Source organism: Nonomuraea sp. NPDC050451 (assembly GCF_044458585.1).
The window spans coordinates 338,749-365,322 of the sequence record NZ_JBITHZ010000008.1 but is presented as its reverse complement, the minus strand read 5'-3'; the positions used below and the strand labels follow the sequence as shown (position 1 = coordinate 365,322).

The window sequence follows — 26,574 nt, the reverse complement described above, 5'->3', positions numbered from 1 at the left end:
GGGACGTCCTTGCCCAGCGAAGGCGGGAGCAGGCTGCTGGCCGTCAGCGATCTGCACGTCGGCTACGAGGACAATCGGGCCATCGTCCAGGAGCTGAAACCGGCCGACCCCGGAGACTGGCTGCTGGTCGCGGGCGACGTCGGCGAACGGCTGGAGGACATCGCCTGGGCGCTGGGCCTGCTGGCCGCGCGGTTCGAGCGGGTCGTATGGGTGCCGGGCAACCACGAGCTGTGGACCCCGCCGGGGGACCCGCCGGAGCTGCGGGGCGCGGCCCGCTACGACCACCTCGTCGCCATGTGCCGCGACCTGGGCGTTGTGACGCCGGAGGACGACTATCCGGTGTGGGAGGGAGCCGGCGGGCCGGTCCGGATCGTGCCCCTGTTCCTGCTCTACGACTACACGTTCCTGCCGGCGGGCCACCGCACCAAGGCGAGCGCGCTCGCGTACGCGCACAGCACCGGCGTGGTCTGCACCGACGAGTATCTTCTGCACCCCGACCCGTACCCGAGCCGCGAGGCGTGGTGCCGGGCCCGGGTGGAGCTGACCAGGAGGCGGCTGGCCGGGCTGGACGACGTGCCGCTGGTCTTCGTGAACCACTATCCGCTGGTACGCGAGCCGACCGACATCCTGCGCTACCCGGAGTTCGCCCAGTGGTGCGGCACGACCGCCACCAGGGACTGGCACACCCGTTACCCGACCGCGGCCATGATCTACGGCCACCTCCACATCCCCCGCGTCACCTGGTACGACGGCGTGCGCTTCGAGGAGGTGTCGCTCGGCTACCCCAGGGAGTGGCGGCGCAGGCCGGGCGGCCGCAAGCTCCTGCGCGATGTGATCGTCACCTGAAGGCGCCCGCCCGCGCGGGCAGGCGCCTCCCCCGGTCACCAGCCGCGGGTGAGCCTCACCCCGGAGCCGGCCTTGCGCGGCACCCCGATGGCGTCGATCAGGTTGCCGCCGGTGACGACGGACATCGACTTACCGTCGCCGTCGCCCTTGTTCAGCAGCATCCCGGTCTCCTGCTTGGTGCCGTGGCCCAGGATGGTGTTGCCGGTGACCGCCGCGTGCCCGGCGCCGTAGTTGACGGCGTCCAGCGCGAGGTAGACGAAGCTCACGTCGGCAGGCAGCGGGCCGGTGGCGGCGTACTTGCGCTCCGGCGGCGGCGAGCCCTGCCGGCGGGCCTCGCGCAGCTCGGCCAGCGCGTTCGGCGGCGGCAGGAACTTGTGGATCCGGTTGTCGGTGATCGTCGTGTTGGCGTCGCCCTGCAGGTCGCAGCGGATGCCGTAGTACGTCTGCTTCGCGGTGCTCTCGGCGCCGAAGTCCTCGATGTAGTTGTTGTCGATCGAGGTGCCGAAGCAGCGGTGGGCGTCGATGGCGTTCTTCGGCGTCGCGTACAGGTGCAGGTCGCTGAACGTCCATCCGGCGGCGTTGTCGCTCTCGATGGCGTTCGTGCCGCTGAAGCCGATCCAGGAGCGCTGCAGCGTCCAGTCGGTGACGGAGTTGCCCGGGTCGACGACGCGCAGCCCGGCCTCGGCGGCGCCCTCGATGTAGACGTCGCTGATGACGCTGTTGACCATCGTGTTCTTGAGCAGCGTGCCGTTCTGCGACGGGTTGCTGATGCGGATGCCGTCGGACGGCGTGCCGTAGATGTCGACGTCGTACACGCGGGTGTTCCAGGAGCGCAGCAGCAGCCCCACGGTGCCCTTGTTGTTGTCGCGGTTGCCGTCGATCGTGAGCCGCTCGACGCGGACCGTCTCGCCGCTCGTGTCGGTGTTCTTCACCCAGCCCTCGGAGGCGAGCACCGCGGGCAGGTTGGCGCCGTCCGCCTGCTTGAGCACCGCCCCGGCCTTGGCGTCGCCACGGTACGTGCGCCGGTCGAGGAGGCTGATCGTGGCGTTGATCAGGCACGGGCCCTTGATGACGATCTCGTCGCCCTCGTGGGAGGAGTCGATCGCGGCCTGCAGCGTCTTGGCGTCGTCGGCGCTGTTGGCACAGGTCGCCTCGACCCGGGCGGCCTCGGCGGGCGTCACCGGCATGAGCACGGCGGCCCCGGCGGCGGTCGCGGCGAGCGCGGCGCCGCCGGCGAGCAGGCGAATAGGTAAATGACGCAATGTAGTTCCCCTTGTCAGAACAGTGGCACATGAGCCACTGCAGCCCCGTTCGTCCCGTGACGATCATTGTCACCGACCGAGGCCTCGTCGGCGGTCTTTTTCCGTGAACCGGAAACCGCAAACACTTCTTCGCGAAGAAGTGTTTGCGAAGAAGTGTTTGCGGTTTAGGCTTCGTGCCATGACGCCATCCCCCGACAACGTGGTCGTCCTCGACGCCAAGGGCCTGCGCGCGCTCGCCCACCCCCTGCGGGTGCAGCTCGTCGACCTGCTGCGCAAGCATGGCCCGTCCACCGCCACCCGCCTGGCCGAACGCCTGGGGGTGAACTCGGGCACGGCCAGCTACCACCTGCGCAGGCTCGGCGCCGCCGGGTTCGTGGAGGAGGACACCGAACGCGGCAACGCGCGGGAGCGCTGGTGGCGCTCGGTCCACCGGACGACCCGGCTCACCGACGACGACGGGCTGTCCGAGCGCGAGCCGGAGGCGGTGCTGACGTACATGCAGTCCATCGCCGCCCTCTACAACCTGCGCACCCAGCAGGCGCTCAACGAGCTGCAGACCATGCCGACGCCGTGGCGCGGCGTGTTCGACCTCAGCTCCATCCCGTTCCGCCTCACCGTGGAGGAGGCGCGGCGGCTGCGCGCGGACCTGACGGAGCTCTTCGCGCGCTACCGGCGCGACGGCGACGAGGCGCCGGCGGACGCGGTCCGGGTCTACCTGATGACGCAGGTCATCCCCGAGCTGGACACCCCCGAGGAGCCGTGATGGAGCCGCGCAGGTCCTTACGGCCGATGGCCGGGGTGCTGACGGCCATCGCCGTGTCGATGACGGGGACGCGGGTGTCGGCCATCGCGCTGCCCTGGTTCGTGCTGACGACCACCGGCAGCGCGGTGTGGACGGGGCTGGTGGCGTTCGCGGAGATGGCTCCGTACGTGCTGGTCAAGGCCCTGACGGGACCGCTCGTGGACCGGGCGGGGCCGCGCCGGATCTCGTGGGTCGCCGACGTCGTGAGCGCCTCGGCCGCCGCCGCGATGGTCGTGCTGCACGCGCTCGGCCTGCTCGCGCTGGGCGTGATCGTCGCGCTGGTGGCGGTGATCGGCGCGGCCCGCGGGCCGGGCGACCTGGCCAAGGAGATCATGATCCCGGAGGCGGCCGAACGTGGGCGGGTGCCGCTGGAGCGGGCCACCGGGCTGATGGGCGTGACGGAGCGGCTGGCCACGACCGTGGGACCGGGGGCGGGCGGCGCGATGGTGGCGCTGCTCGGCCCGCTGTCCGGCCTGGGCGTCAGCGCCGGCCTGTTCGCGCTCGGATCGGCGGTCGTGGCCGTGGCGCTGCCGCGCGGCCTCGGGCACCGCGCCCCCGCGCACGAAGAGGAGGAGGGCTACTGGCGGCGGTTCGGCCAGGGCTTCACGTTCCTGCGCGGCGAGCCGCTGCTGCTCGCGATGATCGTCATGGTCACCGCCACGAACCTGCTGGACGCGGCCTGGAGCCAGGTGCTCGCTCCCGTGTGGGCCAAGGAGTCCGGCCACGGCCCCGCCGTCCTCGGGCTGATCGTCAGCGTGATAGGGCTGACCGCCGTCGGGGGCAGCCTGGTGGCCGCCGCGGCGGCGCACCGGATGCGGCGCAGGCCGGTGTTCTTCGTGGCGTTCCTGCTCGGCGGGCCGCCGAAGTTCCTCATCCTGGCCGTGGACGTGCCGGTGTGGGGGCTGGTGGCCGCGTCCGTGGTGATCGGGTTCAGCGCCGGCTTCCTGAACCCGATCCTGGGCGCGATCTCGTACGAGCGCGTGCCCCGGCACCTCCTGGGCCGGGTGGGCGCCATTCAGGGCGCGGTGATGTGGGCCGGCATCCCGCTGGGCGGGCTGCTGGGCGGGGCGGCGGTGACGGCGGCCGGCCTGGCGCCGGTGCTGCTGTCGTGCGGGATCGCCTACGCGCTCGTCACGAGCCTGACCGGGCTGCGTCCCGAGTGGCGCGAGATGGACCGGCTGCGCGGCCACGGCCCGCCCGCCGTACCGGCGCCAGAGGGCAGCGCCGGTACGGCGGGCCGTTCAAGCGGGTGATCAGCGGGTGATCAGCGGGTGATCAGGCCCTGGGTCAGGTCGGTGGCCGTGGCCGCGTGGGAGCGGCGGTCGGCGGGGCCGTAGCCGCCGCCACCGCCCGACTCGCAGCGCAGCACGTCCCCCGCCGTGACCGGCAGCGCGTTCGCCTTGAGCATCTCGCGGGCGTCCGGGGTGCCCGGGTTGAGGGTGACGCGCGGCGGCACGCCCGGCTCGCCGCCGGCCAGGCCCCAGGCCGGGGTGACCGAGCGCTCGAACCAGAGCGACAGCGAGGTGTCCCCGCAGAACTCGTACTCGCGCACCACCCCGTTCCCGCCCCGCCACTGCCCGGCCCCGCCGGTGTCGGGGCGGATCTCGTAGCGGCGCACCCGGACCGGGAACAGCGTCTCCAGCACCTCGATGGGCATGTCCCGCAGCGCGCCGTTGACGTTGTTGATCAGGCACGTCTCGCCGTCGCCGCCGTCCCAGGCGCCCCAGCCGCCGACCGTGGCCTCCTGGGAGACGTACAGCTTGCCGGTACGCGGGTCCGTGCCGGTGAACTGCACGATCATCGAGTCCCCGTACGAGGCCGCGGCCGCCTTGTCCGGCAGCACCGGCGCCAGCGCCTTGACCACCAGGTCGATGAGCAGCCCCAGGTGCGAGTAGTAGTACTGGCAGGCGGCGGGCGACTCGGCGGCCAGCATGGAGCCGGGCCGGGTCTCGACCGACAGCGGGCGGAACGAGCCGCCGTTCAGCGGCACGTCGCCCGAGACCAGCAGCTTGTAGCCGACGCGTACGGCGGCCACGGCCTGCGCCGCGCCGCAGTTGACCGGGCCGAGCGCCTGGTCGGCGCAGTCGGTCAGGTCGACGTGCATCGACTCGCCCGACACCGCGACCGTGACGCTGACCGGCAGCGGGGTGCCGAGGTCGATGCCGTCGTTGTCGAGGAAGCCGGAGGCCTCGTAGACGCCGTCGGGGATGGCCGCGATGGCCGCGCGTTCCATGCGCTCGGTCTGGGCGAAGATCTCGTCGCGGGCGGCCAGCACCGTGTCCAGGCCCCACCGGGACACGATCTCCTTCAGCCGCCGCTGGCCCGTCATGGCGCAGCTCACCTGGGCGCGCAGGTCGCCGAGTGTGGCGTGCGGGAAGCGTACGTTGCGGGCGATCACCTCGTGCAGGTCGCGGCAGGGCGCGCCGCCCGCGTACACCTTGGCCGGGCCCATCCGCAGGCCCTCCTGGAAGATCGACGTGGAGTCCATGGAGCCGCCGGGGTCCTTGGAGCCGACGTCCAGCCAGTGCGCCCGCGACGCCGCGAACCCGGCCAGCTCCCCCTCCACGAAGATCGGCCCGTAGACCGTGACGTCGTTGAGATGGGTGCCGCCGATGTAGGAGTCGTTGAGCACCCACACGTCGCCCTCCTGCCAGGCCTCCCGCCCGTACAGGCGCTCGGTCTCGCGGGTGCACACCTCCAGGTTGCCCAGGAAGATCGGCAGCCCGGACGACTGGCCGAGCACGTTGTGGTCACGGTCCAGCAGCGCGACCGCGCAGTCCTTGGCCTCGTAGATGACGGGGGTGTAGGAGCTGCGGATGAGGGTGGTGTTCATGTCCTCGGCCGCCTGCAGCAGCGCGCAGCGGATGATCTCCGTGGTGACGGGGTCGATCAAAGGTTCACCTTCACGATGAGAAAGCCGTTGGGGTCCACAGTGGCCACGCAGCCGGGCGGGATGACCGTCGTCGCGGTCTCCTCGACCACGATCGCGGGCCCGGCCAGCTCGCCGTCGAGGCTGGAGCGCCGCAGCACCGGGGTGCTGTGCACGGCCCCGTCGAAGATCACATCCCGTACGTACGCCGCCCGCTCCCCGGGGCCCTCCTGCGCGGTCGGGGCGGTGCGCGGGAACGAGCCGAGCCCGGTGCTGCGCAGCATGACGAACTCCACCGGCGCCTCCGGGGTGGCGTGCCCGTAGCGGCTGGTGTGCGCCTCGGCGTAGCGGGCCGCGATCGTCTCGAGGAATCCGGGCTCGGCGGGCTCGGCGGCGTCGCGCAGCGGGATGGTCAGCGTGTAGTCCTGGCCCTCGTAGCGCATGTCCACGGCGTGCTCGACCCGGCGCCGGTCGTCGGGAACGCCCTGGGTGGAGAGCGCCGCCAGGGCGTCTTCCTCCAAGGTCACGAAATTTTGGGACATGTCGGGGGCGTCGAGCGTGTCCTGCGACCGGAAGTACGGATGCGTCAGATCCCGGCGTACGTCGGCCTCCAGCATCCCCCACGCCGAGAACGCCCCGGGGAAGCGCGGCACCACCACCTCGGAGATCCCCAGCTCGCGCGCGATGAACACGGCGTGCATCGCCCCCGCGCCCCCGAACGCCACCAGCGCGAACTCCCGCGGCTCGATCCCGTGCTCCACGGTCAGCGTGCGGATCGCCTGCGCCATCTTGGCGTTGGCCACGTCGCAGATCCCCTCGGCCAGCAGCAGCGGGTCCATGTCCAGCTCGTCGGCCAGCGTGGCCACCGCCGTACCGGCCGCCTCCACGTCCAGCGCCATCAGCCCGCCCGCGAACCAGGCCGGGTCCACCCGGCCGAGCGCCACGTTCGCGTCGGTCACCGTGGCCCGGGTGCCGCCCCTGCCGTAGCAGGCCGGTCCGGGCACGGCCCCGGCCGACTCGGGCCCGACCCGCAGCGCGCCCGCCTCGGCGTACGCGATCGAGCCGCCGCCCGCGCCGATCGTGTGCAGGTTCACGATGGGCATGAGGACCGGGTAGCCCTCGATGCGGGCCTCGGCGCTGACGTCCGGCCGCCCGTTCACCACGAGCGACACGTCGAACGACGTCCCGCCCATGTCGATGCAGATCGCGTTCTCCCTGTCCATGAACCGGGCCGCCGCGACCCCGCCCATCGTGCCGCCCACCGGCCCGGACAGCAGCGTCTGCAACGGCCTGCGCATCGCGTACGAGGCGTTCACCAGCCCGCCCGACGACTGCATCACGTGCACCGGCACCGCCAGGCCCCGCTCGGCGAAGCGCCGCTCGATCCTGGCCAGGTAGCGTCGCACCACGGGCCCGGTGTACGCCTCCAGCACCGCCGACGAGGTCCGCTCGTACTCGCGCCACTCCCGCGCCACCTCATGGGAGAGCACGACCAGCACGTCGTCGCCCAGCTCCTCGCGCAGGATCTCGCCGGCCCGCAGCTCGTGCGCCGGGTTCGCGTAGGAGAACAGCAGGCACACGGCCACCGCGTCGAACCCCTCCTCCCGCGCGCGCCGCCCCGCCGCCCGCACCGACTCCTCGTCGAGCGGCACGAGTTCGCGCCCCAGGTAGTCGAGCCGGCCGCCGGCCTCCATGACGTCCTCGCGCGGGACCAGCGGCGCGGGCTTGCGGTAACGCAGGTCGAACATGCGGTCGCGGTTGCCCCTGGCGATCTGGTAGACGTCCCTGCCGCCCTGACCGGCCAGCAGCAGCACCCGGGCGCCCTTGCGCTCCAGCAGCGCGTTGAGCCCCTGCGTGGTGCCGTGCACGAAGAACGAGATCTCGGCCGGGTCGTCGACGACCCGGCCCAGCGCGGCGAACACCCCCTCGGCCAGGTCTCCCGGAGTGGTGGGCGCCTTCGAGGCGGTGACCGTCCCGCTGCGTTCGTCGTAGCAGACGACGTCGGTGAAGGTGCCGCCGATGTCCATGGCGACGCGATAGCTCATGCGCTGCACCGTACGCCGACGGGACCACCGCCCGCATGTGCGGCCCGCACAGGGCAGGACCCCTTCCAGTGCATCCCGCACGCCCGGCGGGCTGTAAGAGTGGGGCGGCGGCAGGATCAGCGGAGGAGGACGTGGCAGGCGAGTTGCAGAGCCAGGCGGGTGGCGGGGTCGTCCAGCTCGAAGCCCGCGGACTTGATGCGCTCCAGGCGGGTCGTGATCGTGTTGCGGTGCACGCCCAGCCGTTCGGCCGCCTTCAGCGCGCCGCCCTCGTCCAGGACCGCGGCCAGCGTCTCCAGCAGCGTGCCGTCCTTGTCGACCGCCAGCAGCGGCCGCAGCACGACGGTGGCCGGGGTGCGCAGGACGCCGGTGGGCAGCGCGCCCAGCAGCTCGGCGGGCCCCATCCGATCCGCGCGCGCCACCGTGCCCGGTCCCGCCACGAACGCCGCCGCCTCGGCTCCCAGCAGCGACTCCTCCACCGACCGCAGTCCCTCCACGGGCGCGCCCACCCCGGCGGCGCACGGCCAGGGCATCGTCCGCAGGCAGCGATGGAGGCGTTCGGCGAGCTCGCCGGGGTCCAGCGCCGACCATCCCGCCCAGCCCTCGCCGCGCGGCAGCACGGGCACCCGGCCCACGGCCGCGGCGATGAGCGTCCCGGCCAGCGCGGCGTCGCCCGCCTCCGCCGTCGGCCGGACCTGATAGGCGGTCAGCGCGCCCTCGACGGGCCAGCCCAGCGCGATCGCCTCCGCCCTCGCCCCGCCCTCCTCCGGCTCCCCTGGCTCCCGGGGCTCCCGGGGCTCCTGCTCGGCGTCGGCGAGCAGGCGTTCGGCGAGGGCGCGTTGAAGGGCGAAGTCGCGGGAGGCCCGCAGCCGATCCTGCGCGGCCCAGGCGGCCAGCGGGGCCACCGCCAGCCTCAGCACGGTACGCACGGCCGCCGGCCATCCTGGCGACCGGGACGACCCGCCGGCCACGAGCGTGCCCAGCACGCCGCCGTCCAGATCGGGCACCTCCACCTCGGCCGACCACCGAGCCCCCGCCCCACCACCGGCCCGGGCACTCCCCTCGGACCGGGCGCTCACGTCCGGCCGGGATCCCGCGTCGGACCGGGCACTGACGTCCGACCGGGGCCCGGCGTCGGACCGGGTGCCGACGTCGGACCGGGCGCCGGCCAGGTGGCGGCCGTACCGGTCGATGAGGGTGACCGAGGTGCCGGGCAGCTCGGCGTTCAGGACACCCAGCACGCGACGGGCCGAGGGCCCCGCCTCGGCCAGGCGGGTGGCGCAGCGGGCCACGAGCTGGGTGCGGGCCGCCTCCGGGCGGGCGGCCGCCGAGGCGACCCGGACCGCGACGATCAGCGGATCCTCGTCCACGAAGATCAGCGTGACGCCGAGCCGTTCCGCCAGCACCTCGCCGGAGCCCTCGCTCAGCCCGCCCGCCGGCGCGATCACGCACGCCGCCGCCTGCTCCCACGCCCGGCGGGTGGCCATCTCGACCGCCCACCCGCCGCTGGCCGCCGTCCCGATCAGGACCACCGCCGTGTGCGGCGCCACGGTCCCGAACACCGACAGCTCGTCCACGATCCGCACCTGGTGCACGGGGTTCTCGCCCGAGCCGTACATCCTGGCACCGGCCAGCGGCCCGGCGTTGACCAGCTCGGCCACCGTGACCGGCGCCTCCCACCCCGCGCGCGGCCCCGTCACAGCGGGATCCCGAACGCGTGCAGCCCGCCCAACCTCTGCCCCCGATCCGTGTGCCACACCGGCGCGGCCTTCACGACCATGACGTCCACCTCCAGGCCGGGCACCGCCTTGTCGACGTCCACGACCATCCCGTCGGCCGTGGAGATCATGCAGATCTGGTCCGGCGTCATCGCCACCGCGGCCCCGTCGGCCAGCGCGAGCACGATCTCGTTGTGGGCCTCCAGCCGTACCAGCCGGCGCAGCCCCTCCGTCTCCTGCACCACGATGCTCGACGGCAGCGACGGCAGCGACACGTCGGCGCCGTGCCCGGTGCTGCCCTCCACCGCCAGGATCCGCCCCCTGCACAGGGTGCGCACGCCGAACGGCGCCGCGGCCGAGCGGGGCGCCCCGGGCTCGCCCGCCCGCAGCAGCAGGCTCACCGTCCCGGGCACGAGCACCCGCGCCAGGTCGCCGGCCGCCATCGGGTAGCAGGCCGCCACCGCCCATCCGCCGACCGACAGCACGACGGGGCGCATCAGCTCCTCAACCCGGTCGCCGGCCGTCTCCAGCAGCACCAGCTCGCCCGATCCGCCCGCCAGCGCCACTGGCGCCGGGCTCATCCCGCCCAGCGCGTACGTCGTCTGCTCCAGCAGCGGGAACACCCGCCCCGTGCCGTCGCCGTCCACCAGCGGCACGCCCAGCTGGGCCGCCGCGATGAGCGGGACGAGGGCGTTCTCGGCGGCCAGGTTGAGCGCGACCACGGCCCCGGCCCGCTCCCCCAGCCTGCGCTCCAGCGCCCGCACGGCACGGGCGGGCTCGTCGCCCCTGGGCAGCTGCTCCCCCAGCGCGGTCGTGGACCCGACCAGGCTGACGGCCACGCACAACGTTTCCGGCGCCAGTTCCTCGGCCGTCACCAGCTCGACGCCCGGCCCGATCAGCGAGCCCGCCCAGTCGAGGGTGAGGGTGTGCGCCGACTCCGCCGCCCCGGTCGCGAACATCCGCGCCCCGGCCGAAAGCCGCGCGAGGCCGTCCTCGTCGATCACCACGGCTCGCCTCCCCACCGGCTCATGGCATCGTCCCCTCGGCCTTCACCCGCACCCGGTAGAGCCCGTCCGGCAGGTACGACAGCGGGTTCACGGTCGTCTCCGCGATCCTGGCCGACCCCGGCAGGGCGCCCGCGCTGACCACGCGGGTGAGCGCCTCGTCCCTGGCGTCCTGGAGCACCCGGTCCAGCTCCGCCCGCCCCCGCGCCTGCACGATCCGCTCCACCTGCGCCTCCGGCCGCCCGATCGCCGCCCCGTACGCCGCCGCCACCTCCTCGGGCACGCCGGGGAGCACCACCCGCCCGCGCGCCAGGCTCGCCGTCCCGCCCAGGTCGCAGGCCAGCGGGTAGCGCCGGAAGTAGTGGGCCGACACCAGCCCGCCGCCCGACCTGGCGAAGAACACCGGCACCCCCGGCAGCTCCCTGGCCGCCTCGTCGGCGATCCGCACCGCCTCGGGGCCGAGCGCCGCGTTGCGGATCGTGGCCTCCTCGCGCTCGCGCAGCCCCGGATGGCCGAACTCGTACGACAGCGTGATCCGCGCCTCCGGCACCTCGGCCGCGATGATCGCCGCCACGGCCAGCTCGTGGTCGGCCAGCATGGGGGAGCCGGTCGCGGTCACCGCGAAATCGGTCAGCCCGCACGTGGCGGCGAAGCGCCGGACCGCCTCGGTGTCCAGCGGCGCCAGCACGCGCCCGGTGAGGCTGTGGCCGCCGCGCACGATCGTGGCCGTCCCGGAGCCGACGCGCGGGCGCAGCGCCTCGGGGCACGGCCCGCCCACCCGGATCGCCGCCACCGGAGCGGTGGGCACGTCGCCCAGGTCCACGGCCACGCAGGCGCGCGCCGCCGCGCGGGCGGCGACGCGGGTCACCGGCCACTCGGGCGCGCCGTCCCTGACGGCCACCAGCACCGGCGACGGCCGTACGAGGGCGACGCCGAGGATCACTCCAGCTCGCGTCCTTCGGTCTCCGGCAGCGGCACGGCCAGCAGCGCCGTGGCCACCATGAACGCGTTGATGATCAGCATGGTAGCGGTGAACCCGGTGGCGTGGGCCAGCAGCGCCCCCACCGCCGACGGCGCCACCGTGGTGGCCACGAGCTGCGCGGCCGTGGCCCACGAGTAGCCGGTGCCGCGCAGGGCGGTCGGGTAGAACTCGCCGTTCCAGGTGTTCCAGACGCCCCAGGCGCCGAGGCTGAAGAACGACAGCACGAAGTTGCCGAGGTACAGGCCGGTGGTCGAGGAGGCGGTGGCGAACCAGAGCCCGCCGAGCACCGCCGCCACGACGTAGACGAGGAACACCTTCTTGCGGCCGAACCGGCCGGTCAGCAGCGAGGCGCTCACGTACCCGGGGATCATCATCAGCGCGCTCAGCGCCGCGAAGCCGAGCGAGGCCGACAGCGTCAGCCCCTTCTGCTGCAGCAGCGTCGGCAGCCACGTCTGCAGGCCCCAGTAGCCCCAGTTGAAGACGAAGTTCAGCAGCAGCATGACCACGGTGATCCGGGCGAGGCCGCCGCGGAACAGATCGAGCGGCCGTCCCACCCGCTCGCTCGCCACGGTGAACCTGGCGTCGGCGTCGGGGCTGCCCAGCGCGCGCAGCACCGCGCGCGCCTCCTCCTGGCGGCCCCGGGCGGCCAGCCAGTACGGCGACTCCGGCACCCACGCCCGGATCGCGAACGCCCACAGTCCCGCCGCCGCGCTGGCGATCACCACGACGTGCCAGCCCAGGCCGCCCAGCGTCATCGACGCCCCGATCGCGGCCAGCATGCCGATCGGCCACCCGATCGACAGGTAGACCGCCGCCCGCCCGCGCGAGCGGGTCGGCAGCAGCTCCAGGAAGTAGGGGAAGGTGATCGTGTAGACGCCGGCCAGCGCCAGCCCGGAGGCCACCCGCAGCGTCACCAGCACCGCCATGTTCGGCGCGAACGCCGAGGCGAGCGCGATCACCCCGTAGGCCAGCAGCGACCAGAACGCGACCGGCTTGCGCCCGGCGCGGTCGGCCACCGGCCCCCACACCAGCACGCCGGGGATCATGCCGAAGGCGACCGCCGACAGCACGACGCCGACGCCGGCCTCGTCGATCCCGAAGGCGGTGCCGAGGTCGCCGGAGACGTAGACGAGGGCGAGCTGCTCCCACGACTCGATGACGAACGCGATGAACAGCGCGAGCGCGATGAGCACGTGCCTGCGGGTGAACGGCATCCGATCGAATGCCGCGCCGATGGGGATCGTTCGGGAGTCGACGGCGGTCATGGAAGCTCCTCGGAGGGGGGCGCTGAATATGGCCGCACCATAAAGCCGCCCTCGTCCGGCGGCCCTGTGCATGCCGCACTGGCGGGCCGCACGATCTGTGCGGCCCGCCCTGCGTCACGGGCTGGCTGCGTAATAACGGCCCAGGGGGAACCGCCGCGGGCGCGTAGATCAAGACTCGATCCACCGCCGCAGCATGCTCGTGGCCAGTGTCATGGCCGTCTTGCAGGCGTTCGTGTCGCGCAGCTTGTCGAGCATGACGAAGTCGTGCACGATGCCGGCCATCCGCACCGCCGTCACGTCGATGCCCAGCTCGCGCAGCCGCGCCGCGTACAGCTCGCCCTCGTCGCGCAGCACGTCGGCCTCGCCCGTGATGATCAGCGCGGGCGGCATGCCGCGCAGCTCCTCCGAGCGGGCCCGCAGCGGCGAGGCGTGACTCTCGGCCCGCTGGGAGGGCTCGGGTGTGTACTGGTCCCAGAACCATTTCATGCCGTCGCGGTTGAGGTAGTAGCCGGAGGCGAACTGCCGGTACGACTCGGTGTCGAAGCTCGCGTCCGTGACCGGGTAGAACAGGCACTGCCCGCGCAGCTGCACGAAATTGAGCTTCCTGGCCATCATGGTCAGCACGGTCGCCATGTTGCCGCCGACCGAGTCCCCGCACACCGCCATCCGTGTCGGGTCCAGCTCCTTCTCCTTGCCGTGCTCCGACACCCAGCGGGCCGCGACGTAGTTCTGCTGGATCTGCGTGGGGTACTTCGCCTCGGGAGCGCGGTCGTACTCCGGGAAGACGACGGCGGCGCCGCAGCGCACGGACAGCTCCCGCACCAGCCGGTCATGGGTGTGGGCGGAGCCGAACACCCAGCCCGCGCCGTGGATGTAGAAGATGACGGGCATGGTCCCCGTGGCGCCCTTGGGCTTGACGATCCGTACCGGCACCAGGCCGGTCGGGCCGCCCTGGACCTGGATCCACTCCTCGTCGATCTCCGGCTTGGGCACGTCCGGGCCGGACTGGAGCCGCTCCAGCGCCTCGCGACCCTCCTCGGGCGGCAGCTCGTAGATGAACGGGCGCCGGGCGGTGGCGTCGGCGAACTCCTGCGCCGCCGGCTCCAGGACGACCCGCTTGATCATTGTGGTCACGATGACCCCCAGGTGAATGTCACGCCGAGGGATTTGTGCCTATTCGCACCTCCAGCCCACCGCCCAAAATCGTCAAATTCCCCCCAAAACGGTTACTCCCGTTGCAGCTCGTGCGCCAGCTCCTCCAGCTCCGCCCCGCCCGCCATGAGCGCGGTCAGCTCCTGCGTGGTGATGTCGGCCTTGCCGTACTCGCCCAGGCTGGCGCCCCGGTTGAGCAGCAGGAACCGGTCGCCCACCGGGTAGGCGTGGTGGGGGTTGTGGGTGATGAAGACCACGCCGAGCCCCCGGTCGCGGGCCCTGGCGATGTACCGCAGCACCACCCCGGCCTGCTTGACCCCCAGCGCGGAGGTGGGCTCGTCGAGGATGAGGACGCGGGCGCCGAAGTAGACGGCCCTGGCGATGGCCACCGACTGCCGCTCGCCGCCGGACAGCGTGCCGACCGGCTGGTCCACGTCGCGGATGTCGATGCCCATGGCCCGCAGCTCCTCGCGGGCGACCTTCCTGGCCTTGGCCACGTCGAAGGCCAGGCCCTTCTTCGGCTCAGAGCCGAGGAAGAAGTTCCGCCAGACCGACATGAGCGGGATCATCGCCAGGTCCTGGTAGACGGTCGCGATGCCGCGGTCGAGCGCGTCGCGGGGGCTGGCGAAGCGCACCTCCTGGCCGTCCACCAGCAGCGTGCCGACGTCGTGCTGGTGCACCCCGGCGAGGATCTTGATGAGCGTGGACTTGCCGGCGCCGTTGTCGCCGAGCACGCAGGTCACCTGGCCGGCCCGCACGCCCAGCGACACGTCGCGCAGCGCCAGCACCGAACCGAACGTCTTGCCGATGCCCCTGGTCTCCAGGATCAATGCTTCACCTCCTCGGCGTACCGCCTGACCAGGCGGTTGGCCAGCGTCGCCAGCAGCAGCATCGCGCCCAGGAAGAACTTGAACCAGTCGGCGTTCCAGCCCAGGAACACGATGCCCTTGTCGGCCATGCCGAAGATGACCGCTCCGATGGCGGCCCCGATCGCGGAGCCGTACCCGCCGGTGAGCAGGCAGCCGCCGATGACGGCGGCGATGATGTAGATGAACTCCTGGCCGATGCCGATGTTGGCCTGCACGGAGGTGTAGCGCAGCGCGAGGATCGAGCCGACCAGCCACGCGGCGAACGCCGTCGTCATGAACAGCGCGATCTTCGTACGGGCGGCGGCCACGCCGACCGCGCGGGCGGCCTGCTCGTTGCCGCCCACCGCGAAGATCCAGTTTCCGGCCCTGGAACGCATGAGCACCCAGGTCGCCACGGCGGTCACCAGGATCCACCACAGGATCGCCACCCGGAACGAGGTCCCGCCGATCTGGATCGTCCCGGCGAAGATCGCGTTCGCGGCCTCGAAGCCGGAGGCCCTGCGCAGGCCGCTGACCTGCACCGTCCCGGTGATGGCCTTGGTGACGCCGAGGTTGACGCCCTGCAGCATGAGGAACGTGCCCAGCGTGACGATGAAGCTGGGCAGCCTGGTCCTGGTGACGACCAGGCCGTTGGCGAACCCGATGGCCAGCGCCACGACCAGCCCGACGAGCATCGCCGCCCACACGCTGAACCCGTAGCGGGTGGCCAGCGTGACCAGGATCAGCCCGCTCGTACCGGTCAGCACACCGGCCGACAGGTCGAACTCGCCGCCGATCATGAGCAGCGCCACGGCGACGGCCATGATGCCGAGCGTGGCGGCCGGGTCGAGCCAGTTCGCGATGCCGTCCAGCGACCGGAACACCGGCGACTGGGAGGCGAAGAACACGAACACCACGACCAGCCCGACCACCGCGCCCAGCTCGGGCCGGATCAGCAGCCGGCGGGCCAGGCCGACGTCGGCGACCCGCTCGTCGGCCGCCAGGGTCATCGAGTGCCCGCCTCGGCCAGCTTGGCCACCTGCTCGGCGTTGTCCTTGGTCACGAAGCCCGGCCCGGTGTTGACGGGCAGGCCGCCGCCGACGGTGTTGAGGTTGTTCTTGTACAGGTTGAGGAACGTGATCGGCAGGTAGCCCTGCAGGTACTGCTGCTGGTCCACGGCGAACAGGATCTCCCCGTCCTTGATCGCGCTCACCACGTCGCCCGACAGGTCGAACGTGGCCAGCTTGGCCTGCGAGCCCGAGTCCTTGATGGCGTCCCTGGCGGCGATCGCGACGGCCGGGTTGAGCGCCAGCACGCCGTTGACCTGCTTGTCCGACTGCAGCTTGGCGGTGACCTTGGAGGTGACGTCGGCCAGGTTGCTCACGTCGACCTGCAGCCGCTCGACCGTGCCGCCCAGCGTCTGCTCGGCGCCCTTGCAGCGCTGGTCGAGGCCGACGTTGCCGGCCTCGTGGATGACGCACAGCAGCTTGGTGACGCCGGCGGCCTTGAGCTGCTCGCCCGCGCCGCGCCCGGCCACGTCCTCCGACTGCCCGACGTGCGTGATGGCGCCCAACGCCTTGGAGGAGTCGGCGCCCGAGTTGATGGTGACCACCGGGATCTTCGCCGCGACGGCCTTGCCGATGGCCTCCTTGAGCGCGTCGGGGTTGGCCATGGAGACCACGATGCCGTCCACCTTCTCCGAGACGGCCTGGTCGATGAGCTGCGACTGCTTGGCGGGGTCACCGTCGCCCTGGTAGGTGACCTTCACGCCGTACTGTTTGCCCGCGGCCTCGGCGCCGTTCTTGACCACGTCCCAGAAGGAGTCGCCGGCGGCTCCGTGGGTGATGACGGCGAAGCCGGCGCTCGCGGCGGCCGGGGCGGCGGCGGAGCTCGCGCCCGAGCTCGCGGCTGTGGCGCTCTGCGCGCTCTGCCCTCCGGAGGAGGAGCATCCGGTCACGGCGAGCGCGCCCAGCAGGGCCAGCACGATCGGGGTACGTCTCATAGGACACCTCCAAGACCAACGGGCTCGCCCTGGTTCTACCTCAATATCATTTCTATGTATAGACATGCGGACTTGTTCCACAGTAGAACGGAACCTTACGTTCCGATATACTGAAGGGTATGACGAGCGCACCCATGAGTGGCCGCAAGGCGCAGGCCGCCCGCAACGACGAGTTGATCCTGCTGGCGGCGCGGGCGGTCTTCACCGCCGACCCCGGCGCCCCCATCGCGGCCGTGGCCGAGAAGGCGGGCGTCGGGATCAGCGCGCTTTACCGCCGCTATCCCAGCAAGGAGGCGCTGCTGCAGAAGCTGTGCGGCGACGGTCTCAAGCTCTACATCGAGATAACCGAGCGGTCGATGGCCCAGGAAGGCGACCCGTGGGAGGCGTTCGCCGCCTACATGCGCGGCATCGTGGACGCCGACACCAACTCCCTGACGATCAAGCTGGCGGGCACGTTCACGCCGACCGAGGAGCTGGGCCGAGACGCGGTCCGGGCCTCGTCCCTGGCCACCGAGGCGCACCGCCGCGCGGTGGAGGCCGGCGTGCTGCGGCCGGACGTGACCACGGCGGACATCGCGCTGCTGTTCGAGCAGCTGGCCTCGATCAAGCTCGGCGACGAGGAGCGCACCGCGCAGCTGCGCCACCGCTACCTGGCGCTCGTGATGGACTCGCTGCGGATGCCGCCGGCGCACCGGGAGCTGCCGGGCCCTCCCCCCGTGGACGAGGAGCTGTCGGTGCGCTGGTACCCGTCCTAGTCCTCCGGGCCGGCCAGGCGGCGGGCCAGCGCCACGGTGCGGCGGGCCCGGGCGACGATGGGGGCGTCCACGAAGCGGCCGTCGGGCAGCGCGACCGCCCCGAGGCCCGCGCGCTCGGCCCGCTCGGCCGCCTCGACGATCTCCGCGGCCCTGGCCGTCTCCTCCTCCGAGGGGCGGAACGCCCGCCTGATCACGGGGATCTGGCGGGGGTGGATGGCGGTCCTGCCGAACATGCCGAGCCCGCGGCCCGCCAGGCAGGAGGCCAGGAGGCCGGCCTCGTCCTTGACGTTCGGGTAGACGGCCATGGGCACCGGCGGCAGGCCGGCCGCCGCCGCGGCCAGCACCACCTGGAGCCGCAGGTGGTCCATGGCCCGCTCGTCGGTGATGGCCAGCTCGGCGGCCAGGTCCTGCTCGCCGAGCGCGACGCCGGCGACCTTCGGGTGCGCCGCGATCTCGCGCGCCGCGACGATCCCGGCCGCCGACTCCAGCAGCGCGTACGCCGGAGCGCCGGCGATCGCGTCGAGCACGGCCACGGACTCGACCTTGGGCAGCCGCACGGCGTCGGCGAGCTCCCCGACGGCTTCGAGGTCGGCCAGCCCGCGCCCGGTGGCCAGGTCGTTGACCCGCACGTGCACGTGCGCCGCCCCCTCGGCGTCCCGGCGGGCGCGCAGGTAGGCGACGGCGTTGGCGCGGGCCTCGTTCTTGCGGGCGGGCACGACCGCGTCCTCGAGGTCGATGATGACGACGTCCGCCCCGGAGGCGACGGCCTTGTCGAAGCGCTCGGGCCGGTCGCCGGGCACGTACAGCCAGGTGACGGTCACGCGATCACGCCCTCTTCGCGCAGGGCGGCGATCGCCTCGCCGGAGTAGTCGAGCTCCGCCAGCACCTCGTCGGTGTCGCGCCCGAGCCGCCGTCCCGGCCAGCGGATCTCGCCGGGCGTGTCCGACAGGCGGAACAGCACGTTCTGCAGGGTGACCGAGCCGAGCTCCTCGTCCGGCACCTCCACGAACGTCTGCAGCGCCGCGTACTGCGGGTCCTCGGCGATGTCGGAGACGTCGTAGATGGGAGCGACCGCGGCCTGCGCCTCCTCGAAGCGGGCGATGACCTCGTCGGCGTCCCGCTCGGCGATCCAGGACGCGACGGCCTCGTCCAGCTCGTCCACGTGCTGCACGCGCCCGCTCCCGCTGGCGAACCACGGCTGCTCCACCAGGTCGGGCCGCCCCACCAGGGTGACCACCCGCTCGGCGACGGGCTGGGCGCTGGTGGAGATGGCCAGCCACCGCCCGTCACGCGTCCGGTACGTGTTGCGCGGCGCGTTGCTGCTGGAGCGGTTGCCGGTGCGGCGCGGCACGACGCCCAGCGCCTTGTACGCGGTCATCTGCGGCCCCAGGATGCCCAGGATCGGCTCGATGATCGCCAGGTCGATGACCTGCCCCCGCCCGCTCTGCTCCCTGGCGCGCAGGGCCACCATGATCGCGTACGACATGGCCAGGCCCGCGATGCCGTCGGCGAGGGCCAGCGGCGGCAGCGTGGGCGGCCCGTCGGGCTGCCCGGTCATGGCCGCGAACCCGCTCATGGCCTCGGCCAGCGTCCCGAACCCCGGCTGCTTGGCCATCGGCCCGAACTGCCCGAACCCGGTCATCCGCGCCACGATCAGCCGCGGGTTGAGCTCGAGCAGGTCTTCGGGGGCGAGGTTCCAGCGTTCGAGGGTGCCGGGGCGGAAGTTCTCGATCAGCACGTCGGACCGCTCGACCAGGCGGCGCAGGATCTCCTGGCCCTCGGCCCGCGACAGGTCCACGGCCGCGGTGCGCTTGTTGCGCGCGAGCGTCTTCCACCACAGCCCCACGCCGTCCAGGGACGCGCCGTGTCCCCGCGAGGGGTCGCCGCGCCGGGGGTGCTCGATCTTGATCACGTCGGCGCCGAAGTCGCCCAGCATCATCGCGGCGGAGGGACCGGCGAACAGGGTCGCCGCGTCGATGACCCGCAGGTCGGCGAGGCTCGTCATAGGTATGTAACTTATAAGAAATATGTCATAGGTCAATCTATAGAAAAATGGTGACATGTCGCCTACGGAGCCGCGGCCGCCGATGAGCAAGGCCGAGTACGTCTACAGCGTGCTGCTCGACGAGATCCGCACCGCGCGGATCCCGGGCGGCACGGCGCTGCGGGCCGGGGAGGTGGCCCGCCGGCTGGGCGTGTCGGTCACCCCGGTGCGCGAGGCGCTGCGCAGGCTGGAGAAGGACCGGCTGATCAGCTACGAGGCGCATCACGGCGCGACCGTCGTCGACCTGGGCGACGAGGCCCTGGCCGAGTACTACGGCCTGCGCGCGGTGGTCGAGGGCCTCGGCGCGCGGCTGGCTGCGGGCAGGATCACCCCGGAGGAGCTGGCCGGGCTGCGCGAGCTGCACGCGTCGATGGCCGAGGACGCCGCGCACGGCAGGCACGAGCGGCTCGGGGAGCAGAGCAGGCGATTCCACCTGCGCATCGTGGACATCGGCGGCCCGGCCTTCCTGGGCGCGCACGCCAGGTCGGTGCGCAACAGCTTCCCGGTGCCCGCCGAGGCGTCGCTGTGGCTGGACGAGGCCCAGGTGCGGGCCCAGCTCGAAGCGCACGAGGGCATCCTGGCCGCGCTGGCGTCCGGCGACGCCGAGGCCGCGGAACGCATCATGATCGACCACGTGCGCCAGGCCGGGGATTACCGGCAACAGCACTGACCAAATACGTACGTCACGGTCGCCGATGACAAAAATCAGCGTTCGGCCCTGCTCTATTGCAACTCGATTACAGCTGTTGCACGATGGCCACTCAAGTGGTCTGGCACCTGAGGGGGCAGGGACTGTGGCGGACGCGTGGATACTGCATCCCGACTACCGGACCCCTCCGGTCCCCACAGGCGCAGGCCTCGTCCCGGGTCCCTGGCGGCATCCCGACGGCGGCCAGATCATGAACGGCACCTACGAGCGGCCTCTCCCCCGCCGGCAGGTCGAGGTCGTCACCATCTGGTACGGCTACGCGCTCAGCCACTGGAGCGGGCCGCGCATGCCGCGTTTCAGCAGCCCGCTGGTCTCGGCCTGGAACCCCGTGCTGGCCCAGGGGCTGGCCGTGGACCCGGACTCCCCCTCGCCGTACCACGACGAGCTGTGGTGTGACCGGTGGATCGCCGACGCCCTGCTGTACGGGCGCAAGCCGTACGGGGCGTTCACGCTGCCCGCGACCGAGGCGCTGCGCTGGTTCGCCAAGAGCGGCGGCACCGGCCTCGTCTACCACGCGGAGCCTGTGGGCGGGCTGATCAGGGTCGTGGCCGGCACGGCGGAGCGCTACGCGCAGCTGTTCGACCTGGACGCGCTGATCTCCGACTACCGCGGCGCACTGCCGCCCGAGCTGGCCGAGCGGGAGGTCGCGGCGCTGGAGGCGCACCGCGGCCACTCCCCCGCGCTGCACTACATCCTCAGCGAGAACGGCGAGGCCCGCTTCGCCCAGGCGCCGCTGGCGGTCCGCGGCCTCACCCTCGGATACCCTCCACGGGAGACCGCCGCCCGCATCGCCGCCGCGGCCCTGTCGTGACCGCACCCACCGCCGGAGCCACCCTGTGACCGCGAGACCCATGCCGGGCGTCAAAGGCGTCCTGTTCGACCTGGACGGCACGCTGCTCGACCACCGGAGCGCCGCCGACGCCGCGATCACGGCCTGGGTGACGGCGTACTCTCCCGGCCACCCGCGCCTGGACGAGGTGGCCGCGCTCTGGGCCGCCCTGGAGGGTCCGCACCTGGCGATGTGGCAGGCGGGCGAGTGCACCGTGCAGGAGCAGCGGCGCCGCCGCCTGAGCGCGCTCTGCCTGGAGCTGGCCGTGCCGGCGCCCGGCGACCTCGACTCGGCCTACGCCGACTTCGGCGAACGCTACCGGCAGGGCTGGACCGCCTACCCGGACGCGGCGGGGGCGGTGGCGGAGCTGGGCGGGTTCGCGCTCGGGGTGCTGACGAACGGCGCGCAGCCGATGCAGGAGGCGAAGGTCCGCGCGATCGGGCTGGCCGACCTGGTCGGGCCGGTGCTGACGGGCGAGGTGCTGGGCGGCCACTTCAAGCCGTCACCCGCCTCCTACACCGGTGCCGCCGCGGCGCTCGGGCTGGCACCGGAGCAGGTGCTGCTGGTGGGCGACGACGTCGACAAGGACGTGACGGGGCCGGCGGCGACCGGGATGCGCTCGGTCTGGCTCGACCGGCTCGGGGTCGAGCCGCCACCCGCCGGCTTCCCGCGCATCACCTCACTGACCGAGCTCCCGCGGCTGCTCCGCTAGCGCCCCTATCGGGGCGCCAGCTCGGCCAGCACCGAGCCGTCCAGGTCGAAACCGCCCACATGCGCCAGGTAGGACCCCTGCGCCAGCGGGTCGCCGAGGTAGACCCCGCCCGCCTGGCGCACCAGCAGCGCCCCCGCGGCCACGTCCCAAGGATGGGCGCGGGTGCCGTAGGCGGCGTCCGACCACCCGGCGGCGACGTGCGCGAGCTTGAGCGCGGCGCTGCCCGGCTTGCGCACGGCCGAGAAGGACTCCAGGAACCGGCCGTAGCGGCGCAGCGCCTCCTCACCGTCCGCCTCCAGGTCCGCGGGCGTCGGATAGCTCGACAGCAGCATCGCCTCCCGGTCTCTCGTGGCTCCGGCGCTCTTCAGCGGCGTGCCGTTGCACCAGGCGCCCTCGGTGGAGGCGCTGAACTCGTCCTCGCGCACGGGGTCGTACACCACGCCGGCGACCAGTTCGCCGCGCGCGGCGACGGCGATGGACACGCAGAAGAACGGCAGCCCGGCGGCGAAGTTGGCGGTGCCGTCGATGGGGTCGATGTACCAGACGAGGTCGCCGGAGCCGGTCGTGCCGCCCTCCTCACCAACGATCACGCTCTCGGGCACGCGGGCGGTGATGACCGCGCGGATGGTCTCCTCGGCGGCGCGGTCGTGCTCGGTCACCGGGTCGTGGAAGTCGCGTTTGGTGGACACCTCGGGCCGGGACCTGAAGGCCTTGCGCAGCCGGGGCCCCACGGCTCTGGCCGCCTCGGTGGCGATGTCCAGCAGGTGCGTCACGTCCATCTTCACTCCAGAAGCAGGGGAAAGGGCATCATGACCCTCTATGCCCACTTCCTCCGCCCTCAGTTGTTTGTCAGGACATTCTGACCTGCGTTAAGCTGATCAGCATGACCGCGAATCTCGCCATCGACCTGGACCGATCCAGTCCCGTGCCGCTCTACTTCCAGGTGGCCGAGCAGATCGCCGAGGCCATCCGGCGAGGGGACCTGGCGCCCGGCTCCCGGCTGGACAACGAGATCCTACTGGCCGACAAGCTGGGCCTGTCGCGGCCCACGATCCGCCAGGCCATCCAGTATCTCGTGGACAAGGGCCTGCTGGTGCGCAAGCGCGGCGTCGGCACCCAGGTCGTCCACGGGCAGGTCAAGCGCTCGGTGGAGCTGACGAGCCTCTACGACGACCTGCGCAGGGCGGGCCAGGAGCCGGCCACGCAGGTGCTGGCGCTGGAGCCGCGCCCCGTCGAGGAGGAGGTCGCCGGCATCCTGGGCGTGGAGGCGGGCACGGAGATCCTCTATCTCGAGCGCCTGCGGTTCGCCGCCGGGGAGCCCCTGGCGGTGCTGCACAACTGGCTTCCGCTCGGCCTGGCCCAGCTCACCGCCGCCGACCTTGAGGGCCGCGGCCTGTACGAGCTGCTGCGCGCCGCGGGCGTGCGGATGCGGGTCGCCAACCAGCGGATCGGCGCGCGGGCCGCCACCCAGGCCGAGGCCAGGCTCCTGGAGGAGCGCCGCGGCGCGCCGCTGCTGACCATGATCCGCACCACCTACGACGACCAGGGCCGGGCCGTCGAGCACGGCTCACACGTCTACCGGGCCTCGCACTACTCCCTCGAGGTCACCCTCATCGAGCGCTGAGGCGGCCCGCCGCTTCAGATAGAGCGTGGTGCAGATCCCGAACACCACGGCCACCACGAGCCCCACCCACGAAAAGCCCTTCAGCCACTTCTCGGCGACGAGCCCGAGATAGAAGATCACCGTGGTGGTGCCGCCCGCCCAAACGATCCCGCCGAGCACGTTGGCGACGGCGAACTTCCAGTACGGCATGCGCAGCGCCCCCGCCAGCGGCCCGGCCAGGATGCGCAGCAGCGCGATGAACCGCCCGACGAAGACCGTCCACACCCCGAACCGCTGGAAATACCCTTCGGCCTTGGCGACGTGCCGCGGCCCGAAATGTTTGGGGAAGCGCCGTCCGAGCCGGTCGAACAGGGGCGCGCCGCCCCTGCGCCCGATCGCGTACCCGGCGGAGTCCCCCAGGATGGCCCCGGCGCTCGCGCACGCACCGACCCAGAAGGGGTGCACCACGCCCTTGGAGGCCAGGATCGAGGCGCTGACCAGGACGATCTCGCCGGGGAGCGGGATGCCGAGGCTCTCGAACCCGATCACCAACGCGACCATGGCGTAGAGCCAGCCGGCCGGGATCGCCTGCAACCATTCGTCGATATGCACGCGCGCAACCCTAGCGCCGTCACATCACCACAAGACCCGCGATCGAGGACCTTCCTTCCGCCCCGGACGGTCAGCGTTCGCTGTCGAGCATGGACATCTGCGCCTCGGCGTACCGCGAGCCGGCGGCGGCGCCCTCGGGGACGGCCGCCTCGATGGCCGCCAGGTCCTCGGCGGTCAGTTTCACGTCCAGGGCACCCAGGGCCTCGGCCAGCCGCTCGCGCCGCCGCGCCCCGATGAGCGGGACGATCTCCTCGCCCCGGGCCAGCACCCAGGCGATGGCCAGCTGCGCGACCGTGACCCCCTTGGCCTCGGCGAGCCTGCGCAGCGCCGCCACCAGCGTGAGGTTGTGCGCCAGGTTGTCGCCGGAGAAGCGCGGGCTGACGGCGCGGAAGTCGCCGGCGCCCAGCTCGCGGTCCTCGGACCAGTGCCCGCTGAGCAGCCCCCTGGACAGCACCCCGTACGCGGTCACGCCGATGCCCAGCTCACGGCAGGCGGGCAGGATGTCCCGCTCGATCCCCCTGGACAGCAGCGAGTATTCGAGCTGAACGTCGGCGATCGGGTGGACGGCGTGGGCCCGCCGGATGGTCTCGGCCCCGGCCTCGGACAGCCCGACGTGCCGCACGCGCCCCTTCGCGACCTCCTCGGCGATGGCGCCGACGGTCTCCTCGATCGGCACGTGCGGGTCGACCCGAGCGATCCGGTAGACGTCCACGTGGTCGGTGCCGAGGCGGCGCAGGGTGTAGGCGAGCGAGGTCTTGACGGCCGCGGGGCTGCCGTCGTAGCCGAGCCAGTTGCCGTCGTAGTCGCGCTGCGCCCCGAACTTCACGCTGATCCGCACGTCGTCCCGCGAGCGGCCGTCGAGCGCCTGGCGGATGAGCAGCTCGTTGTGGCCCATGCCGTAGAAGTCGCCGGTGTCGAGCAGCGTGATGCCGGCGTCGAGGGCGGCGTGGATGGTGGCGATGGACTCGGACGTGTCGGCCGGCCCGTAGAAGTCGGACATGCCCATGCAGCCCAGCCCGAGGTCGGACACGACGGGTCCGCCGGTTCCCAGAGTTCTCATACAGCCAGTATGCCTATTGGGCTGACAGATTTCAATTTTTGTCAGCCCGTACGAGTCGCTCGGCGTCGGCCCGCGAGGCCACGCGGACGAAGTCGAGGTGCGCGTTGGCCGGATCGGCGGCGGCCCGCCGGTAGCGCTCCCGCAGGACGGCGTGCTGGTGCCAGGCGAACCGGACGACCGATTCGTCCTTGTCGAGGAGGAAGCGGAAGGATTCCCTGTTGCCGTTCCACAGCTCGGCGCCGGTGGCCATCCGGCGCAGGGTCCTGGCCAGGAGCCGGCGCATGACCACCGGCCTGGGCAGGTCGATCCAGACCACGGTGTCGGCCCGCGACCACACCAGGTCGCGCACGGCGGAGTAGTTGCCGTCGACCACCCACCCGTCGCCCGCCGTGAACGCGTCGACCTCGGCCCTGAACTCCTCCGGCGGGCGCGGCGTCCACCCGGCCATGTGGAAGACGGAGTCGAGCTCCAGCCACGGCACCCCCAGCCGCCCGGACAGCGCCGCCGCCAGCGTCGACTTCCCCGACCCGGAGTTGCCCACCACGGACACACGTTTCATCCGCCACAATCTAAGCGCACCTGGGGCTGGCCGCAGCGCTTCGACGGGCTTGTTACATGCTGAGGTCCCCCGTCTCCATATAGATCTCATCGACCACCTCCACCTGGGCGTGGAATCCGTGCTCCCCGGTACGGGAGACACCCAGGTCGAAGGCCCCCTCCGCCGTGTCGCCCGCCACGAGCCGCCGCCGGGGCGTGTCCACCCGGCCGAACGTCACCGGCACCGGACGCTCGAAGTCCGCGGGCGGCTCTCCGGTGACGCCGGGCTCGTGGCGCACGGTCCCGGTGACCAGGCGGACGGCGAGGATCTGGTCGAAGTCGGGGCGGGCGGTGATCTCGTGAGCGAGGTGCAGTCCGCCCGCACGGCCGAAGCACAGGTAGCTCAGCGGCGCCTTGTCGTCGTGCCGCGCGGCCGGGTCGAGCCGCCGGAAGAAGAAGACCCGCTTGATCCGCGCCGTGACGTCCTCGGCGATCGGGGTGCCGCCGCGCTCGAAGTGCCCCCGGAAGACGGTGCCCCGCACCGAGGTCCGCACCGGGCCGCCGTGGGGGTCGAGCTCCAGGATGTCGAACGGGTCCGGCACGAACGTGCGCAGGTCGTCGACCTTACGCACCACCTCGCGCACGTCGTCGCGGAAGTCGACCTGCATGAGCACCTGGAAGCGGTGCGCCGGGATGTTGAACATCGGCAGGTGCGAGAAGTAGAGCGGGTCGTCGCCGAAGAGCAGCATTCCGTGGACGTCGAACGTCTCGGGCTGGTCCCGGTCGTGGCCCTGGTCATGGCCCTGGTCATGGTGCGCGTGCATCGTCGCCTCCGGTTCTCCGCTGGGACACCCAGTACAGCCCCGGCGGTGCGATGAACGCCTGAGTACGTGCTACTCAATTCCCCGCGTGTAATCGGCG

26 protein-coding genes are annotated in these 26,574 nt (G+C 72.4%); 8 read left to right on the top strand and 18 right to left on the bottom strand.

Annotation, left to right across the window (positions count from 1 at the left end; genetic code table 11):
- The first annotated feature begins 9 nt into the window (after nt 1-9).
- Nucleotides 10-846: a metallophosphoesterase family protein gene (locus ACIBI9_RS26640; protein ID WP_397225344.1), complete on the top strand. Its 837-nt coding sequence runs from the start codon at nt 10-12 to the stop codon at nt 844-846.
- 35 nt (nt 847-881) lie between these two features.
- On the opposite strand, the gene ACIBI9_RS26635 is transcribed toward ACIBI9_RS26640, so the two are convergent.
- Nucleotides 882-2,108: a hypothetical protein gene (locus tag ACIBI9_RS26635; protein ID WP_397225342.1), complete on the bottom strand. Its 1,227-nt coding sequence runs from the start codon at nt 2,106-2,108 to the stop codon at nt 882-884.
- A 178-nt stretch (nt 2,109-2,286) separates the two neighbouring features.
- Here ACIBI9_RS26635 and ACIBI9_RS26630 point away from each other — a divergent pair, with 178 nt between their 5' ends.
- Together ACIBI9_RS26630 and ACIBI9_RS26625 are read left to right on the top strand one after the other, a co-directional pair.
- A complete protein-coding gene (locus tag ACIBI9_RS26630) occupies nt 2,287-2,871 on the top strand; it encodes an ArsR/SmtB family transcription factor (protein WP_397225340.1) in 585 nt (194 codons plus the stop codon).
- Nucleotides 2,871-4,163 (top strand): MFS transporter, encoded by a 1,293-nt coding sequence (locus ACIBI9_RS26625; RefSeq protein WP_397225338.1) that lies wholly within the window; start codon nt 2,871-2,873, stop codon nt 4,161-4,163. The genes ACIBI9_RS26630 and ACIBI9_RS26625 overlap by 1 nt, the downstream gene beginning before the upstream one ends.
- An 11-nt stretch (nt 4,164-4,174) precedes the next feature.
- Here ACIBI9_RS26625 and ACIBI9_RS26620 read toward each other — a convergent pair whose 3' ends face one another.
- The 10 genes from ACIBI9_RS26620 to ACIBI9_RS26575 form a co-directional block, all read right to left on the bottom strand.
- The gene (locus ACIBI9_RS26620) at nt 4,175-5,803 is read right to left on the bottom strand and encodes a hydantoinase B/oxoprolinase family protein (RefSeq protein ID WP_397225336.1); all 1,629 of its coding nucleotides are present in this window, start codon (nt 5,801-5,803) and stop codon (nt 4,175-4,177) included.
- A complete protein-coding gene (locus ACIBI9_RS26615) occupies nt 5,800-7,824 on the bottom strand; it encodes a hydantoinase/oxoprolinase family protein (RefSeq protein ID WP_397225334.1) in 2,025 nt (674 codons plus the stop codon). The genes ACIBI9_RS26620 and ACIBI9_RS26615 overlap by 4 nt, the downstream gene beginning before the upstream one ends.
- Before the next feature lie 116 nt (nt 7,825-7,940).
- The gene (locus ACIBI9_RS26610) at nt 7,941-9,521 is read right to left on the bottom strand and encodes a PucR family transcriptional regulator (protein ID WP_397225332.1); all 1,581 of its coding nucleotides are present in this window, start codon (nt 9,519-9,521) and stop codon (nt 7,941-7,943) included.
- A complete protein-coding gene (locus ACIBI9_RS26605) occupies nt 9,518-10,546 on the bottom strand; it encodes a DUF917 domain-containing protein (protein ID WP_397225330.1) in 1,029 nt (342 codons plus the stop codon). The genes ACIBI9_RS26610 and ACIBI9_RS26605 overlap by 4 nt, the downstream gene beginning before the upstream one ends.
- Before the next feature lie 19 nt (nt 10,547-10,565).
- Nucleotides 10,566-11,486 carry a hypothetical protein gene (locus ACIBI9_RS26600; protein ID WP_397225328.1) on the bottom strand — a complete coding sequence of 307 codons (921 nt, stop codon included), beginning with the start codon at nt 11,484-11,486 and terminating at the stop codon, nt 10,566-10,568.
- The gene (locus tag ACIBI9_RS26595; RefSeq protein WP_397225326.1) at nt 11,483-12,790 is read right to left on the bottom strand and encodes an MFS transporter; all 1,308 of its coding nucleotides are present in this window, start codon (nt 12,788-12,790) and stop codon (nt 11,483-11,485) included. The genes ACIBI9_RS26600 and ACIBI9_RS26595 overlap by 4 nt, the downstream gene beginning before the upstream one ends.
- A 168-nt stretch (nt 12,791-12,958) precedes the next feature.
- Entirely contained in the window at nt 12,959-13,915 is a 957-nt protein-coding gene (locus ACIBI9_RS26590) for an alpha/beta hydrolase (protein ID WP_397225324.1), read from the bottom strand.
- A 101-nt stretch (nt 13,916-14,016) separates the two neighbouring features.
- Entirely contained in the window at nt 14,017-14,772 is a 756-nt protein-coding gene (locus tag ACIBI9_RS26585) for an ATP-binding cassette domain-containing protein (RefSeq protein WP_397225322.1), read from the bottom strand.
- A complete protein-coding gene (locus ACIBI9_RS26580) occupies nt 14,769-15,800 on the bottom strand; it encodes an ABC transporter permease (protein ID WP_397225320.1) in 1,032 nt (343 codons plus the stop codon). The genes ACIBI9_RS26585 and ACIBI9_RS26580 overlap by 4 nt, the downstream gene beginning before the upstream one ends.
- Nucleotides 15,797-16,792 carry a sugar ABC transporter substrate-binding protein gene (locus ACIBI9_RS26575; protein ID WP_397225318.1) on the bottom strand — a complete coding sequence of 332 codons (996 nt, stop codon included), beginning with the start codon at nt 16,790-16,792 and terminating at the stop codon, nt 15,797-15,799. Before ACIBI9_RS26575 ends, ACIBI9_RS26580 begins: the two co-directional genes overlap by 4 nt.
- Nucleotides 16,793-16,911: 119 nt before the next feature.
- Here ACIBI9_RS26575 and ACIBI9_RS26570 point away from each other — a divergent pair, with 119 nt between their 5' ends.
- Complete coding sequence (locus ACIBI9_RS26570) at nt 16,912-17,547, top strand: TetR/AcrR family transcriptional regulator (protein ID WP_397225316.1); 636 nt, start codon at nt 16,912-16,914, stop codon at nt 17,545-17,547.
- Here the strand turns inward: ACIBI9_RS26570 and ACIBI9_RS26565 are convergent.
- Both ACIBI9_RS26565 and ACIBI9_RS26560 read right to left on the bottom strand, forming a co-directional pair.
- Nucleotides 17,544-18,368, bottom strand: coding sequence for an HpcH/HpaI aldolase/citrate lyase family protein (locus ACIBI9_RS26565; protein ID WP_397225314.1), 825 nt, complete (start codon nt 18,366-18,368; stop codon nt 17,544-17,546). The two genes, ACIBI9_RS26570 and ACIBI9_RS26565, sit on opposite strands and share 4 nt — an antisense overlap.
- Nucleotides 18,365-19,552: a CaiB/BaiF CoA transferase family protein gene (locus ACIBI9_RS26560; RefSeq protein WP_397225312.1), complete on the bottom strand. Its 1,188-nt coding sequence runs from the start codon at nt 19,550-19,552 to the stop codon at nt 18,365-18,367. Before ACIBI9_RS26560 ends, ACIBI9_RS26565 begins: the two co-directional genes overlap by 4 nt.
- A gap of 55 nt (nt 19,553-19,607) precedes the next feature.
- On the opposite strand from ACIBI9_RS26560, the gene ACIBI9_RS26555 reads away from it, so the two are divergent.
- From ACIBI9_RS26555 to ACIBI9_RS26545, 3 genes are all read left to right on the top strand, one after another.
- Nucleotides 19,608-20,261: a GntR family transcriptional regulator gene (locus ACIBI9_RS26555; RefSeq protein ID WP_397225310.1), complete on the top strand. Its 654-nt coding sequence runs from the start codon at nt 19,608-19,610 to the stop codon at nt 20,259-20,261.
- 229 nt (nt 20,262-20,490) lie between these two features.
- Nucleotides 20,491-21,111 carry a hypothetical protein gene (locus ACIBI9_RS26550; RefSeq protein WP_397225309.1) on the top strand — a complete coding sequence of 207 codons (621 nt, stop codon included), beginning with the start codon at nt 20,491-20,493 and terminating at the stop codon, nt 21,109-21,111.
- Nucleotides 21,112-21,136: 25 nt separating this feature from the next.
- Nucleotides 21,137-21,841: an HAD family hydrolase gene (locus tag ACIBI9_RS26545; protein ID WP_397225307.1), complete on the top strand. Its 705-nt coding sequence runs from the start codon at nt 21,137-21,139 to the stop codon at nt 21,839-21,841.
- A gap of 5 nt (nt 21,842-21,846) precedes the next feature.
- On the opposite strand, the gene ACIBI9_RS26540 is transcribed toward ACIBI9_RS26545, so the two are convergent.
- Entirely contained in the window at nt 21,847-22,620 is a 774-nt protein-coding gene (locus tag ACIBI9_RS26540; RefSeq protein ID WP_397225305.1) for an inositol monophosphatase family protein, read from the bottom strand.
- A gap of 104 nt (nt 22,621-22,724) precedes the next feature.
- Between ACIBI9_RS26540 and ACIBI9_RS26535 the strand changes: the two genes are divergently transcribed.
- On the top strand, nt 22,725-23,465 hold the full coding sequence (locus tag ACIBI9_RS26535; protein WP_397225303.1) for a GntR family transcriptional regulator: 741 nt from the start codon (nt 22,725-22,727) through the stop codon (nt 23,463-23,465).
- Here the strand turns inward: ACIBI9_RS26535 and ACIBI9_RS26530 are convergent.
- From ACIBI9_RS26530 to ACIBI9_RS26515, 4 genes are all read right to left on the bottom strand, one after another.
- Nucleotides 23,409-24,056, bottom strand: coding sequence for a DedA family protein (locus tag ACIBI9_RS26530; RefSeq protein ID WP_397225301.1), 648 nt, complete (start codon nt 24,054-24,056; stop codon nt 23,409-23,411). The two genes, ACIBI9_RS26535 and ACIBI9_RS26530, sit on opposite strands and share 57 nt — an antisense overlap.
- Before the next feature lie 70 nt (nt 24,057-24,126).
- The gene (locus ACIBI9_RS26525) at nt 24,127-25,116 is read right to left on the bottom strand and encodes an aldo/keto reductase (protein WP_397225299.1); all 990 of its coding nucleotides are present in this window, start codon (nt 25,114-25,116) and stop codon (nt 24,127-24,129) included.
- Between the two features lie 31 nt (nt 25,117-25,147).
- Nucleotides 25,148-25,675: a hypothetical protein gene (locus tag ACIBI9_RS26520; RefSeq protein WP_397225297.1), complete on the bottom strand. Its 528-nt coding sequence runs from the start codon at nt 25,673-25,675 to the stop codon at nt 25,148-25,150.
- 52 nt (nt 25,676-25,727) lie between these two features.
- Nucleotides 25,728-26,477: a hypothetical protein gene (locus ACIBI9_RS26515; protein WP_397225295.1), complete on the bottom strand. Its 750-nt coding sequence runs from the start codon at nt 26,475-26,477 to the stop codon at nt 25,728-25,730.
- Nucleotides 26,478-26,574 lie beyond the last annotated feature (97 nt).